Here is a 14,602-nt window from a genome sequence, read left to right on the forward strand (position 1 = left end):
CATGTAAAATGATAAGAGGGAGGGGAGACAATGAGCCTTAAACTGCAACAAGAACAGGTATTAAAGCAGGTGCTGACACAAGAACTCATGCAGGCCATTACACTGCTTCAATTGAATCGTGAAGAGCTGAACGAGTACATTGATCAGCTATCACTTGAGAACCCTCTAATTGAGCGTAAAGACACGGACAACTATCAACCAGTTTATCATAAAAGATCACAAGAACGAATGATAGAGCCGTATAGGACGCATCAAAAAGAAAGTCTGCAAATGTATTTAAAAAGACAGTCACTTGATCTGAAATTGAGTGAAAAGAAGCAAAAAATCTTTCAATTTATGATTCATTCCATTGATTCAAATGGTTATTTGAATGAACCGATTGACGTCATGGCAGATGTATTAGAAGTTTCGGCTGAAGAAGTGGAAGCTGTTCTTCACCAGCTTCAATCTTTAGAGCCTGCCGGTATCGGTGCAAGATCACTTCAAGAATGTATCCTTCTTCAACTGAGAAGAAAGCAACAACGCTGGTGTGAAGCGGAGCATGTCATTGAAGAGCATTTCTTTCTCTTTGCAAGAAAGGCTTGGAAGGAGATTGCGGCAAAAACAGGTTTTTCAATGCAAACACTCCAAGCCATTCAAGATGAGGTTGCGTTACTTGAACCAAGACCAGGTCTCCATTTTTCTGATGAAGAACAGCATATTTATATAGAGCCTGATGTGTACATCTCTGTTGTTCAGGATCAAATTACATTTGAGCTGAATCAGCGTGCCTTTCCTGATATTGAACTGAACGAAGGGTACCTAGCCATGATTCAAGATAAAAAGCGGCATGATGCATATGCTTATTTAAAGGAAAAGTACCAGCAGTACAATTGGCTTGTTCAAGCACTCAAACAGCGGAAACAAACCATGTCAAATGTCGTTCGTGAGATTATCTCACATCAGACCGATTTTTTCCTGACAGGAAAACATAAAATGAAACCGCTTACTATGAAGCGAATAGCGGACATATTGCATGTTCATGAGTCGACAGTCAGCCGAACGGTAAAAGGGAAGATGGTTCAAACCCCTTATGGTTTAATGGACATGAAACAATTTTTCCAGACAAAACTTGAAGGACATACATTGGAAGAGGCCTCCAGCTACACAGTAAAGACACATATCGCAGAGCTTATTCAAACTGAAAACAAGAAAAAGCCGTACTCCGATCAGCAGATGATGACCCTGCTCCAGAAAACCTTTGGCATCCATGTATCACGCAGAACAATTGCAAAATATCGAGAACAAATGAATATCCCGTCATCAATGATGCGAAAACGCTATGATTAAAAAGAAGCATGCGCCAGAAAAGAGGTCGTGCTTCTTTTTTTCATGAAATAAGTGGTCTGAAGCGGATATGTGAAAGTCTGATCAGAACTTTTGGGTTAAAGTATATTGTAGGGCATGAGCCAAAAATGATAGACAACAGTGATGAGGTGTAACCAATTGAAATATAAACAAATAAAAACGAAGAAAATATATGAAGAAATTGCGGATGCAATCGCAGAGTCCATTCGTACAGGTGATCTTCTTCCAGGAGAAAAATTAGATTCGGTTCAAGCGCTCTCTGAAAGCTTTCGAGTCAGTCGTTCCGCAGTAAGAGAAGCGTTATCCGCGCTGAAAGCGATCGGATTAATCGAGATGAAACAAGGGGAAGGCACTTATGTGAAGCGGTTCGATCCTGATCAACTCACATTTTGTGTATCTCCAGCGTTTCTTATGAAGCAAAAAGATGTGGCGCAGCTTCTTGAAGTCAGGTCAATGATTGAAACGGGTGTCGTCAAAAAGGCGGCCTTACTTCGGACTGATGATGATCTTGATCGCTTGCGTGAGGCGCTTGAACAAATGAAACAGGCAGAAGTGCAACAAGAAATTGGTGAGGAGGCTGATCTCGCTTTTCATCTTGCCTTAGCTAGAGCCTCTCAGAATGATCTGCTAAAAGCATTAATGAATCAGGTCTCGACACTCTTAGTTGAAGCAATGCGAGAAACGAGAAAAGTTGTGTTGTTTTCGCAGCAAGTCTCGATTCGGCAGCTTTACAAAGATCACGAAAAAATATACCGAGCTGTCATTGCCAAGCAGCCAGATGAAGCTGAAAAAGCGATGATGACACATTTGGAAAATGTAGAAAGACTGCTGAGTGATGTTCTGCAAGAGCCGATAGGGTAAACAAGATACACAATAAGCTGTACCGTAAAAGGGCACAGCTCTATTTTTGACGAGTAATATTTAATTTTTTCATTCGATATTGCAGACTTTGCCTGCTCATGCCCAATATCCTTGCAGTCTGTGAAATATTGTCGTTCATTTTCTCTAAGTAATGGACGATGTACTGTTTTTCAAATCGCTCCATTTGGGTTTGAAAGTCAGCCGTATGTTCCGAGCTTGTATAAACAAAGGTGTCTGCAGCCGCTGTTTGAAGCGGAGGATTCGTTGTTATGTGGGCGACAGGACGATTTTCCCCCTGCTTGCATCGAAAGTGATAGGGGAGGTGATGCAAACTTAAGTATGCTTCGTCCATCATCATATTCATCCCAGCTTCGATCACATGCTCCAGCTCTCTTACATTGCCTGGCCAATGATAAGTTTGAAAAAGAGCGAGTACCTCATCGTCAGCTGCCTTCACATTCATTTGAAACAGCTCATTATACTTTTGAATAAAATGCCTGACAAACGTTGGAATGTCTTCTTTTCGTTCAGAAAGTGGCGGAATAAATAAGGTAACGATCCCTAATCGATAAAATAAATCCTTTCTCAATCGTCCGCCTGCGATCGCATCCACAGGGTCTTCATTCATATTAGCAATGACCCTGACATCAATGGTCACTTCGTTTGTGCTACCTAGTCGCCTTACACTTTTTTCTTGCAACACACGTAATAGTTTCGCTTGAAGAACAGGGTTTAATGAATTGATTTCATCTAAAAGCAGTGTACCTCCCTGTGCCTGTTCGAATAGACCTGGCTGATCAGTGGCACCAGTAAAAGCACCCCTTTGGGTACCAAATAAGAGGCTTTCAATCAAGTTATCAGGCAGTGCGGCACAATTTTGGGTAATAAATGGTCCAGAGGAGCGGCTACTGCCATTATGAATGCTTTGGGCAAATAATTCTTTCCCCGTTCCTGTTTCACCAACAATCAGCACATAGGAAGAGGTGCGAGTGGCTCGTTTTGCATGCTCAATGACTTCTTGAAACGCAGGATTTTCCCCAATAATTGAATCAAATGTAAAGCGTGTATTGCCTTTTTTCTTCATATTGTGTTGAATGAGCCGTTCTAATTTTGTTACATCATTAGAGATTTCGACCGCTCCTTGGATGACACCATCTCGAACAAGCGGATATGTATGATTGATGGTCGTGATTTCTTTTCCGTTGTAATTATGATACGTCTGTTTTGCGTGGACGGTTTGTTTGCCTGTTCGAAGTGCTTGTACAAGCGTGCTGTGCGTCTCGTCTTGAAAAACGAAGAAATCTAATACATTCTTATGGAGAACATCAGAGCGCTTTAATGATTCAATTTCCATCATTTTTTTATTATAAACAATGGTATTGCCGTTCTCGTCAATGGCATGGACACCGACATCAATTAAATCGAGCATTTTTTTATACAGATCAATTTCATTTTCCAGCTTTGCTAACTGATTTTCTTTTGCCATGGGATCACCTCCAAACCATACGTTTATTGTACATGAAAAATTTTGCGGTTTGCTATAAAAAATTGGCACATGCAAAATAAATTTGCATGTGGGTGGCAATTTACATCTTGCCATGGAGGGATGAAAAAGTTGGCACAATCCTTGCATAACATATGAGTGAAGACTTTGTAGAAGGAGGATAAAACATATGACACAAACAAATAAGTTGATTCAACAAACAGAACAATATGGTGCTACTAACTATCATCCATTGCCAATTGTGATTTCAGAAGCAGAGGGTGTTTGGGTCATTGATCCTGAAGGGAATCGATATATGGATATGCTTAGTGCATATTCCGCTGTGAACCAAGGGCATCGCCACCCGAAAATCATAGATGCATTAAAAAAACAAGCAGATCGAGTGACACTCACATCGAGAGCTTTCCATAATGATCAGCTCGGTCCATGGTATGAAAAAATTTGTCAGCTTACGAACAAAGAAATGGCACTGCCAATGAATACAGGAGCAGAAGCTGTTGAAACAGCTGTCAAGGCAGCAAGACGCTGGGGTTATGACATCAAGGGAATCGAAGAGAATTGTGCTGAAATCATCGCTTGTGTGGGGAACTTTCATGGGCGTACGATGACAGCCGTTTCACTTTCCTCTGAAGCAGAATATCAAAGAGGATTCGGTCCAATGCTTCCAGGGATTAAGCTTGTTCCTTATGGAGATATTGACGCATTGCGTGAAGCCATTACTCCGAATACAGCAGCTTTTCTCATTGAGCCAATACAGGGTGAAGCGGGGATCGTGATGCCGCCAGAAGGTTTTTTGAAAGAAGCGAAGGCTCTATGTGAGGAGCAGCATGTCTTATTTATTGCTGATGAAATCCAAGTGGGGTTAGCGCGAACAGGGAGAATGTTTGCGTGTGACTGGGAAGAGATAGAGCCAGATATGCTGATTCTCGGAAAGGCATTAGGCGGCGGTGTATTTCCTATCTCATGTGTGGTGGCAAATCGCGATATTTTAGGCGTGTTTAATCCTGGGTCTCACGGTTCTACATTTGGAGGGAACCCGCTTGCCTGTGCGGTATCGATGGCTGCACTGGATGTCATATTAGAGGAGAAGCTTGCAGAGCGGTCATTTGAGCTTGGTCAATATTTTCAAGACAAACTGTCACATCTTCAAAGTTCTGTGATAAAGGAAGTACGCGGACGTGGATTGTTTATTGGAATGGAGCTGACAGAAGCCGCTAGACCATATTGTGAAAAGCTCAAACAAGCAGGACTGTTATGTAAAGAAACACATGATACAGTGATTCGTTTTGCACCGCCGCTTACCATTTCAAAAAAAGAATTAGATTGGGCGCTTGGCAAAATTGAAGCATTGTTTCAAGCAGAGGCTTTGTAAAGGGAGATGACCTGTTATTCTCCCTTTTTCTTAAAGGATATGGCGAATTTTGTCAAAAAATGATTAACGATGAGAATAGAAGACGGAAAGTGGGGAAATGGATTGAAGCCAGAACAGCATAATGAACTTGAGCGTTCCATGAAAAGCAGACATCTATTTATGATTGCATTAGGCGGTGTCATCGGAACAGGTCTTTTTCTTGGGTCAGGATTGATTATTCATCAGGCAGGACCAGGAGGAGCAATTCTTTCTTATATCATTGGCGGCCTTTTGATGTATTTGGTGATGCTCTGTCTCGGTGAACTAGCGGTCGCAATGCCAACAGCAGGTTCATTTCAAGAGTATGCTACCAAGTATATTGGACCGTCTACAGGCTTTATGATTGGATGGCTCTATTGGTTTAGCTGGGCGTGTACGATTGGATTAGAGTTTACTTCAGCAGGTATTTTACTACAAAGGTGGTTTCCTGATATTCCTGTTTGGTTTTGGTGTCTTGCGTTTAGTGTGATTTTATTTGCCATCAATGCGGTATCAGTGAGGAGCTTTGCTGAAACGGAGTTTTGGTTTTCAGCCATCAAAGTTGGCGCCATCTTATTGTTCATTATTGTTGGAATTGGCGCAATTTTTGGAATGATTCATTTGAAAGGCGGAGAACCCGCTCCTCTATTTCATCATTTGACAGATCATGGCGGTCTTTTTCCTAACGGAGTTTTTGCTATTTTATTAACTATGGTGACTGTTAACTTCTCTTTTCAGGGAACAGAACTAGTAGGAATCGCAGCAGGGGAGAGCGAAAGCCCAGAGAAAACACTGCCAAGATCCATTCGGAATATTGTTTGGAGAACGATGCTCTTTTTCGTCTTATCAATTGCGGTTCTCGCCGCACTTCTCCCTTGGCAGACAGCAGGATCAATTGATAGTCCGTTTGTGGTGGTGTTAGACAAAGTGGGCATACCTTATGCCGCAGATATCATGAATTTCATTATCATCACCGCCGTCTTGTCTGTAGCGAACTCTGGTTTATATGCGTCATCTCGAATGCTGTGGGCGCTTTCTAAAGATGGAAAAGGTCCTGCCTTTACGAAAAAATTGTCCAAGCGTAAAATTCCCATCAATGCCCTATTGGTGACAATGGGTGTTTCAGCTCTATCACTGCTCACAAGTGTAGTGGCGCCAAAAACTGTTTATGTGTGGCTTATTTCCATTTCAGGAATGGTCCTTGTGGTCGTGTGGATGTCCATCTGTTTGTCCCAGTATTTCTTTAGAAGGCGATTCATAAAAGAAGGAGGAGATGTGAAGAATCTCGTCTTCCGTACACCGCTGTATCCATTTGTTCCATTGACAGGCTTTATCTCTTTTGGGATTGTTCTTATCAGTTTATTTTTTATTGAGGATCAGCGAATCGGTCTGTATTGCGGGATTCCGTTCATGGCAGCTTGCTACATCATTTATTATGTCAAAATCAAACCGAAGCAACTGGCTGAAGAACAAGACATCATCTCTAAAATATGAGCAGGCTGATTCATTCAGCCTGCACTTTTTCAATGCGTTTTCATGATCTTATATAAAAGAAAAATATTTTTTGAAAAAGGAACACATTGCCAGAACCTTGAAGACAAGTAAGCAGACGGTGAAAATGTGTCTGTTTTTTTGTTTAGATGTATTTGTAAGAGTTGAAAATACAAGATGTTCCTGTTAAAATGATGAAAGAAAGCAGGGATTGATTTTTTTTGGCTGTGGCGGGACGTTTTTTGTCACAGTGGGACTTTTTTTGTCCAACGTGAAAAGAAAGGGTCGTTAGCCATGAATCATTTATTGGAAGCTCAAAAAAAATTATTGCCAGATCTTCTTGCTGTTATGCAAAAACGCTATGACATTCTGCAGTACATCAGGTTAGCTGAACCAATTGGGCGGAGAAGCCTTGCAACGAGTCTTGGTATCAGTGAGCGCATCTTAAGAGCAGAAGTTCAATTCTTAAAAGAACAAAACCTATTAGATGTCAAAACAAGCGGTATGATGCTGACAAGTGAAGGTCATGCTTTGCTAGAAATGCTAGAAGAAATGATGAAAGATGTTTTAGGTTTAACCTTTTTGGAAAATGCACTAAAGAGAAAGTTAGGCCTAGAAGAAGTGATCATCGTTTCTGGCGACAGTGACGAATCCCCATGGGTGAAGCAAGAAATGGGAAGAGCCGCTGTGCAATGTATGAAAAAAAGGTTTACTGGAAATAATATCGTCGCCGTCACTGGCGGGACGACGATGGAAGCCGTTGCCGAGATGATGACCCCTGATGCTAAAAATCGTGACATGATGTTTGTCCCTGCACGAGGTGGTCTTGGAGAGAATGTAAAAAATCAGGCAAACACCATTTGTGCCCACATGGCAGAAAAAGCTTCCGGTACTTATAAGCTACTATTTGTTCCAGGACAGCTATCAGAAGGTGCTTACTCTTCTATTATTGAAGAGCCGTCAGTCAAAGAAGTGCTTCAAACGATTAAATCATCTACGATGCTGATTCATGGGATCGGTGAAGCAAAAACAATGGCAATGAGACGAAACACACCAGTTGAAGATTTAAAAAAGATTGATGAGCATGATGCAGTGACAGAAGCCTTTGGCTATTACTTTAATCGTGATGGTGAGGTTGTACACAAAGTTCACTCCGTAGGCATGCAGTTAGATGACTTAGAAAGCATTCCACACATCATTGCCGTTGCAGGTGGATCATCAAAGGCAGGAGCCATTGAAGCTTATTTCAAGAAACCCCGCCGAACGGTTCTTGTTACAGATGAAGGAGCCGCAAAAGAGTTATTAAGGGAGTCAATTGATCCCTCAATATAAAAATTTTTGTTACTTATAAAAGGAGGAAACATCATGGCAGTAAAAGTCGGTATTAACGGATTTGGACGTATTGGACGTAACGTATTTCGTGCAGCATTAAACAATCCTGAAGTTGAGGTAGTAGCAGTTAACGACCTAACAGACGCTAACATGCTAGCACACCTTTTACAATATGACTCTGTTCACGGAAAACTAGATGCAGAGGTTTCTGTAGACGGTACAAACTTAGTAGTGAACGGCAAAACAATTGAAGTATCAGCTGAACGCGATCCTGCAAAATTAAGCTGGGGTAAACAAGGCGTAGAAATCGTTGTTGAATCTACTGGATTCTTCACAAAACGTGCAGACGCTGCAAAACACTTAGAAGCTGGCGCTAAAAAAGTCATCATCTCTGCACCTGCTAACGAAGAAGATATCACAATCGTTATGGGTGTAAACGAAGACAAATACGATGCAGCTAGACACGATGTCATTTCTAATGCGTCTTGTACGACAAACTGTCTCGCTCCATTTGCAAAAGTACTTAACGATAAATTTGGTATCAAACGCGGTATGATGACAACTGTTCACTCATACACAAATGACCAACAGATTCTTGACCTTCCGCATAAAGACTATCGTCGTGCTCGTGCAGCGGCAGAAAACATCATCCCAACTTCTACAGGTGCTGCAAAAGCAGTTTCACTTGTATTGCCTGAATTAAAAGGCAAATTAAACGGTGGCGCAATGCGTGTACCAACACCTAACGTTTCTTTAGTTGACCTTGTTGCTGAATTAAACCAAGATGTAACAGTTGAAGACGTAAATGCAGCACTGAAAGAAGCGGCTGAAGGAGAACTTAAAGGAATCCTTGGCTACAGTGAAGAGCCATTAGTGTCTAGTGACTACAATGGTAATGCGAACTCTTCTACAATTGATGCTCTTTCTACAATGGTGATGGAAGGCAGCATGGTGAAAGTGATCTCTTGGTATGACAATGAGAGTGGATATTCTCACCGCGTAGTAGATCTTGCAGCTTACATTGCAAAACAAGGACTTTAATTTCTCGGACTGAAGGAACTCACTTGGTTCTTTCCTGGAGACACGATATAATGAAGACGGACAAGGGAAGGGGAAGCATCCCTTTCCCTTTTTCTCTGTTTTGATCTGTTCTGCACGATTTCTCGTTTTGATGAGGGCGAAATGGGAAAAGGATAAAAAGAGATTAGTCCAAAGCGTAAGGAAACCAGAATAAAGGAGGATCTCCTGACGAGCATGAATAAGAAATCAGTAAAAGACATTGACGTAAAAGGTAAAGTTGTTTTCTGCCGCGTAGACTTTAACGTGCCAATGAAGGACGGAGAAGTCACGGATGATACTCGAATCCGCGCTGCATTACCAACAATTAAGTATTTAACAGGACAAGGCGCAAAAGTACTACTAGCTAGTCATTTGGGTCGTCCGAAGGGTCAAGTAACTGAAGAGCTTCGTCTGACACCTGTTGCAAAGCGTCTGCAAGAACTTCTTGGACAAGAAGTAAAAAAAGCAGATGAAGCATATGGCGACGAAGTAAAAAAGCAGATCTCTGACTTAAAAGAAGGAGACGTGCTAGTACTTGAAAATGTTCGTTTCTATCCTGGTGAAGAAAAGAACGATCCTGAATTATCAAAAGCGTTTGCTGATTTAGCGGATGTGTATGTCAATGATGCTTTTGGTGCTGCACACCGTGCACATGCATCGACAGCTGGTATTGCAGCATATCTTCCGGCTGTTGCGGGCTTTCTCATGCAAAAAGAGCTTGAGGTTTTAGGAAAAGCTATTTCTACCCCTGATCGTCCATTTACAGCCATTATCGGCGGCGCAAAAGTAAAGGATAAAATCGGTGTGATCGAAAGTCTTCTTGATAAAGTGGACAACCTCATCATCGGCGGCGGACTTGCTTATACATTTGTCAAAGCACTCGGCTACGAAGTTGGGAAATCTTTATTAGAAGAAGACAAAGTAGATCTTGCGAAATCCTTTATGGACCGCGCAAAAGAAAAAGGCGTGAACTTTCTCATTCCGAAAGATGTTCTGGTAGCCGACGATTTTTCAAATGATGCAAATACAAGCATTGTGCCAATCTCTGAAATCCCAAGTGATTTAGAAGCACTTGATATTGGAACAGAGACAAGAGACATGTATGCAGATGTCATTAAAAAGAGCAAACTCGTTGTCTGGAACGGGCCGATGGGTGTATTTGAAATTGATGCATTTGCCGAAGGAACGAAAGCAATCGCAGAAGCACTGGCAGAAGCGAAAGATACATATTCTGTCATTGGCGGTGGAGACTCAGCAGCAGCAGTTGAAAAATTTGGTCTTGCCGATAAAATGGACCATATTTCAACAGGCGGCGGTGCTTCACTTGAATTCATGGAAGGCAAAGAACTTCCAGGTGTTACTGCATTAAACGATAAATAAGACCAAAACTGCTATAAGGAAGTGTCAATCATGAGAAAACCAATTATAGCTGGGAACTGGAAAATGAACAAAACGCTTGGCGAAGCTGTGAGCTTCGTTGAAGAAGTGAAGTCATCTATTCCATCTCCTGACAAAGTGGAATCTATTGTCTGTGCACCAGCGCTTTTCCTTGAAAAGCTAAACAGCCTTTCAAACGGAACAAATCTAAAAATTGGTGCACAAAATATGCACTTTGAAGAAAACGGTGCGTTCACTGGTGAAATCAGCCCTGCTGCTCTAAAAGATCTTGGCATCGGCTATTCTGTCATTGGACATTCAGAGCGCCGCGAATACTTCGCTGAAACAGATGAAACAGTGAACAAAAAGGCACATGCAGCATTCAAGCATGGTATCGTTCCTATTATTTGTGTAGGTGAAACGCTTGAAGAACGTGAAGCGGGTAAAACGAATGAGCTTGTTGCTGACCAAGTGAAAAAAGCACTAGCTGGTTTAACTGAGCAGCAAGTGGCTACATCCGTTATTGCATATGAACCAATCTGGGCTATCGGTACAGGTAAATCTTCTACAGCGAAAGATGCAAATGATGTTTGTGCGCACATTCGCCAAACCGTCGCAAGCGAATTTGGTCAAGAAGCGGCAAACAGCCTTCGCATTCAATATGGCGGAAGTGTGAAGCCGTCGAATATTAAAGAATATATGGCACAATCCGATATTGACGGTGCTTTGGTTGGTGGCGCAAGCCTAGAACCTCAGTCTTTCGTTCAGTTATTGGAGGAAGGTCAATATGAGTAAAAAACCAGTTGCATTAATCATCTTAGATGGATTCGGTTTAAGAAGCGAAACCGTAGGTAACGCTGTTGCGCAAGCAAAAAAACCGAATTTTGACCGCTACTGGAATGAATTCCCGCATCAAACCTTAACGGCATCAGGTGAGGCAGTCGGCCTGCCAGAAGGTCAAATGGGTAACTCTGAAGTTGGACATTTGAACATTGGCGCAGGGCGCATTGTGTATCAAAGCTTAACAAGAGTGAATGTGGCTATCCGTGATGGGGAATTTGAGAAAAACGAAACGTTCCTAGACGCAATGAATGATGCCAAGCAAAATGACAAAGCCCTTCATTTGTTTGGTCTTTTGTCAGATGGTGGTGTACACAGCCATATCCAGCATCTATTTGCATTGTTGAAACTAGCGAAAAAAGAGGGCTTAACAAAAGTATACATTCATGGTTTCTTGGACGGACGTGATGTTGGTCAGAAGACTGCGAAAAAATACTTAAAGCAACTTGAAGAACAAATCAAGGAAATTGGTGTCGGTGAAGTCGCTACGCTTTCTGGGCGCTACTACTCAATGGACCGTGACAAACGCTGGGATCGTGTGGAAAAAGCGTATCGTGCGATGGCGTATGGTGAAGGTCCAAGTTATCAAAACATCTATGATGTCATTGATGACTCGTATGAGAATGGAATCTATGATGAATTTGTGATACCATCTGTCATTACAAGAGAAAATGGTGAGCCTGTTGCGAAAGTAAACGATGGAGACTCTGTGATTTTCTATAATTTCAGACCAGACCGTGCGATCCAAATTTCAAACACTTTCACAAATGAAGATTTCCGCTCATTTGACCGCGGAGAAGCACATCCGAAGCATTTACACTTCGTCTGCTTTACACACTTTAGTGAAACGGTCAATGGCTATGTGGCTTTCAAACCAGTGAACTTGGATAACACAGTTGGAGAAGTCATTTCTCAAAATGGATTGAAACAATTGCGTATTGCTGAAACAGAGAAATATCCTCATGTCACTTTCTTTATGAGCGGGGGACGTGAAGAAGCATTTCCTGGAGAAGATCGCATCCTGATCAATTCACCTAAGGTAGCCACCTATGACTTAAAGCCGGAAATGAGCGCATACGAAGTGAAGGATGCACTTGTTAAAGACATCAATGCCGATAAGCATGATGCGATCATTCTGAACTTTGCTAACCCAGATATGGTTGGTCATTCAGGTATGCTTGAACCAACGATTAAAGCAATTGAAGCAGTGGATGAGTGCTTAGGAGAAGTAGTCGACGCTATCCTAGCGAAAGGTGGACATGCCATCATCACGGCAGACCATGGTAACGCAGACGTGCTGATTACCGAAGAAGGGAAGCCGCATACTGCACATACAACAAACCCTGTCCCAGTGATCGTGACGAAAAAAGGCGTGACTCTAAGAGAAGGCGGCATTTTAGCAGATCTGTCTCCAACACTTTTAGACTTACTCGGTCTTGAAAAGCCAAAAGAAATGACAGGAACATCATTGATTCAAAAATAACAAATTGATTCAAAAGGAGAGAAATAAACATGCCATACATTGTTGACGTATATGCACGCGAAGTATTAGACTCTCGCGGGAACCCAACAGTTGAAGTAGAAGTATACACAGAATCTGGCGGCTTTGGTCGTGCATTAGTTCCAAGTGGTGCCTCTACTGGTGAATATGAAGCTGTAGAACTACGTGACGGAGACAAAGACCGTTACCTTGGAAAAGGTGTTCTAACCGCTGTAAATAATGTAAATGAAATCATCGCACCAGAGCTTTTAGGCTTTGATGTAACAGAACAAGTGGCGATCGACAAATTGTTAATCGAGCTTGATGGAACAGAAAACAAAGGGAAATTAGGCGCAAACGCTATCCTTGGCGTATCCATCGCTGTAGCACGTGCGGCTGCTGATTTCTTACAGATTCCACTTTACCAATACCTTGGTGGATTCAATTCCAAAACGCTTCCAGTTCCAATGATGAACATCGTAAATGGAGGGGAGCATGCGGATAATAACGTAGACATTCAAGAATTTATGATTATGCCTGTAGGTGCTCCAAACTTCCGTGAAGCACTTCGCATGGGCGCACAAATCTTCCATAGTTTAAAGTCTGTATTAAGTGCTAAAGGTTTAAACACAGCTGTAGGTGACGAAGGTGGATTTGCCCCAAACCTTGGTTCAAACGAAGAAGCTCTTCAAACCATTGTAGAAGCGATCGAAAAAGCTGGCTTCAAACCAGGTGAAGAAGTGAAACTTGCAATGGATGCTGCATCTTCTGAATTCTATAACAAAGAAGATGGTAAATATCATTTATCAGGCGAAGGTGTTGTAAAAACATCTGCTGAAATGGTTGATTGGTATGAAGAATTGGTATCGAAATACCCAATCATCTCTATTGAAGATGGTCTTGATGAAAATGACTGGGAAGGTCACAAACTATTAACTGAGCGACTTGGCAGCAAAATTCAGTTAGTAGGAGACGACTTATTCGTTACAAATACGAAGAAACTATCTGAAGGTATTCAAAATGGTGTCGGTAACTCAATCCTTATCAAAGTAAACCAAATCGGTACATTAACTGAAACGTTTGATGCAATCGAAATGGCAAAACGTGCAGGATACACAGCAGTGATCTCTCACCGCTCTGGTGAAACAGAAGACAGCACAATTGCGGACATCGCCGTTGCAACAAACGCTGGACAAATCAAAACAGGTGCTCCGTCTCGTACGGACCGTGTGGCGAAATACAACCAATTACTTCGCATCGAAGATCAATTGGCTGAAACTGCACAATACCACGGCATTGAGACTTTCTACAACTTGAATAAGTAATGCTATGACACTGGGACTAGCTCTTTGATAGAGTGGGTCGCAGTGTTTTTTTTATTTCTATACGATTGACCTAGCTGACATGAGAATATTTCGGTTTTGCTTCGTTTGCCATATCCTTTTTTTGTCAAATCTAATGCTTCTGTCAGGTGAGAAGCCGAATGCACGCCAATTTATAAGAAATAAATCATGAAAACATTTCTAAAAATATGATCATAAATAAACTTCTGTTAACTGTATAAAGATGGTATCGTTTTACATAAATTAGGGGGTGATGAGATGGTGAATCCTTTTAGTCTTCGTTTTCCAGTAGGCGTGTATATGTATATACTCCAACTGTTGGCGAACTATAATGAAAGGAAAGAGCGCATTCTATCTTCTAAGAATGTACAGAAAAACTCATTTTGGATTTATATCCTAGTGGCCATTTTGGGAATCGTGTCTGTTGCAACACTGATTTGGGCATGTAAAACGTTTGGAAAAGGCGCTAAATTTTTAGGTGAATTCAAGTTTTTAGGCATGTACATTAAAATCAAATGTGGTTACTAACAAGTGAATGTAACAGATGACCATACTGTGAGGTTTGGTCATTTGTTATG

The 14,602-nt window shown here is 41.7% G+C and carries 12 protein-coding genes; 11 read left to right on the top strand and 1 reads right to left on the bottom strand.

Annotated features, from left to right (window positions below; translation table 11 throughout):
• Window positions 1–30: 30 nt before the first annotated feature.
• Window positions 31–1,329 (top strand): RNA polymerase factor sigma-54, encoded by a 1,299-nt coding sequence (gene rpoN / locus ACIQCE_RS07570; RefSeq protein WP_400494255.1) that lies wholly within the window; start codon window positions 31–33, stop codon window positions 1,327–1,329.
• Between the two features lie 156 nt (window positions 1,330–1,485).
• A complete protein-coding gene (locus ACIQCE_RS07575) occupies window positions 1,486–2,208 on the top strand; it encodes a FadR/GntR family transcriptional regulator (RefSeq protein ID WP_400494256.1) in 723 nt (240 codons plus the stop codon).
• A 40-nt stretch (window positions 2,209–2,248) separates the two neighbouring features.
• Here ACIQCE_RS07575 and ACIQCE_RS07580 read toward each other — a convergent pair whose 3' ends face one another.
• Window positions 2,249–3,694, bottom strand: a complete 1,446-nt coding sequence (locus ACIQCE_RS07580) for a sigma-54 interaction domain-containing protein (protein WP_400494257.1) — start codon at window positions 3,692–3,694, stop codon at window positions 2,249–2,251.
• 187 nt (window positions 3,695–3,881) lie between these two features.
• Here ACIQCE_RS07580 and ACIQCE_RS07585 point away from each other — a divergent pair, with 187 nt between their 5' ends.
• The 9 genes from ACIQCE_RS07585 (at window position 3,882) to ACIQCE_RS07625 (ending at window position 14,552) form a co-directional block, all read left to right on the top strand.
• Window positions 3,882–5,084: an ornithine--oxo-acid transaminase gene (locus tag ACIQCE_RS07585; RefSeq protein ID WP_400494258.1), complete on the top strand. Its 1,203-nt coding sequence runs from the start codon at window positions 3,882–3,884 to the stop codon at window positions 5,082–5,084.
• Between the two features lie 69 nt (window positions 5,085–5,153).
• A complete protein-coding gene (locus ACIQCE_RS07590; RefSeq protein ID WP_400494259.1) occupies window positions 5,154–6,596 on the top strand; it encodes an amino acid permease in 1,443 nt (480 codons plus the stop codon).
• A gap of 291 nt (window positions 6,597–6,887) precedes the next feature.
• Entirely contained in the window at window positions 6,888–7,925 is a 1,038-nt protein-coding gene (locus ACIQCE_RS07595) for a sugar-binding transcriptional regulator (protein ID WP_400494260.1), read from the top strand.
• A 33-nt stretch (window positions 7,926–7,958) separates the two neighbouring features.
• Window positions 7,959–8,966: a type I glyceraldehyde-3-phosphate dehydrogenase gene (gap, locus tag ACIQCE_RS07600; RefSeq protein WP_353854537.1), complete on the top strand. Its 1,008-nt coding sequence runs from the start codon at window positions 7,959–7,961 to the stop codon at window positions 8,964–8,966.
• 213 nt (window positions 8,967–9,179) lie between these two features.
• Window positions 9,180–10,364: a phosphoglycerate kinase gene (locus ACIQCE_RS07605; protein WP_353854538.1), complete on the top strand. Its 1,185-nt coding sequence runs from the start codon at window positions 9,180–9,182 to the stop codon at window positions 10,362–10,364.
• Between the two features lie 30 nt (window positions 10,365–10,394).
• Window positions 10,395–11,156 (top strand): triose-phosphate isomerase, encoded by a 762-nt coding sequence (gene tpiA / locus ACIQCE_RS07610; protein WP_353854539.1) that lies wholly within the window; start codon window positions 10,395–10,397, stop codon window positions 11,154–11,156.
• Window positions 11,149–12,684 (top strand): 2,3-bisphosphoglycerate-independent phosphoglycerate mutase, encoded by a 1,536-nt coding sequence (gene gpmI, locus ACIQCE_RS07615; protein ID WP_400494261.1) that lies wholly within the window; start codon window positions 11,149–11,151, stop codon window positions 12,682–12,684. Before tpiA ends, gpmI begins: the two co-directional genes overlap by 8 nt.
• A 29-nt stretch (window positions 12,685–12,713) precedes the next feature.
• Window positions 12,714–14,006, top strand: a complete 1,293-nt coding sequence (gene eno, locus ACIQCE_RS07620; protein ID WP_353854541.1) for a phosphopyruvate hydratase — start codon at window positions 12,714–12,716, stop codon at window positions 14,004–14,006.
• Window positions 14,007–14,282: 276 nt separating this feature from the next.
• Window positions 14,283–14,552 (top strand): hypothetical protein, encoded by a 270-nt coding sequence (locus ACIQCE_RS07625; protein ID WP_400494263.1) that lies wholly within the window; start codon window positions 14,283–14,285, stop codon window positions 14,550–14,552.
• Window positions 14,553–14,602: the final 50 nt, after the last annotated feature.

This window comes from Bacillus sp. NPDC093026 (assembly GCF_044754665.1).
Classification (GTDB): domain Bacteria; phylum Bacillota; class Bacilli; order Bacillales; family Bacillaceae; genus Bacillus; species Bacillus maqinnsis.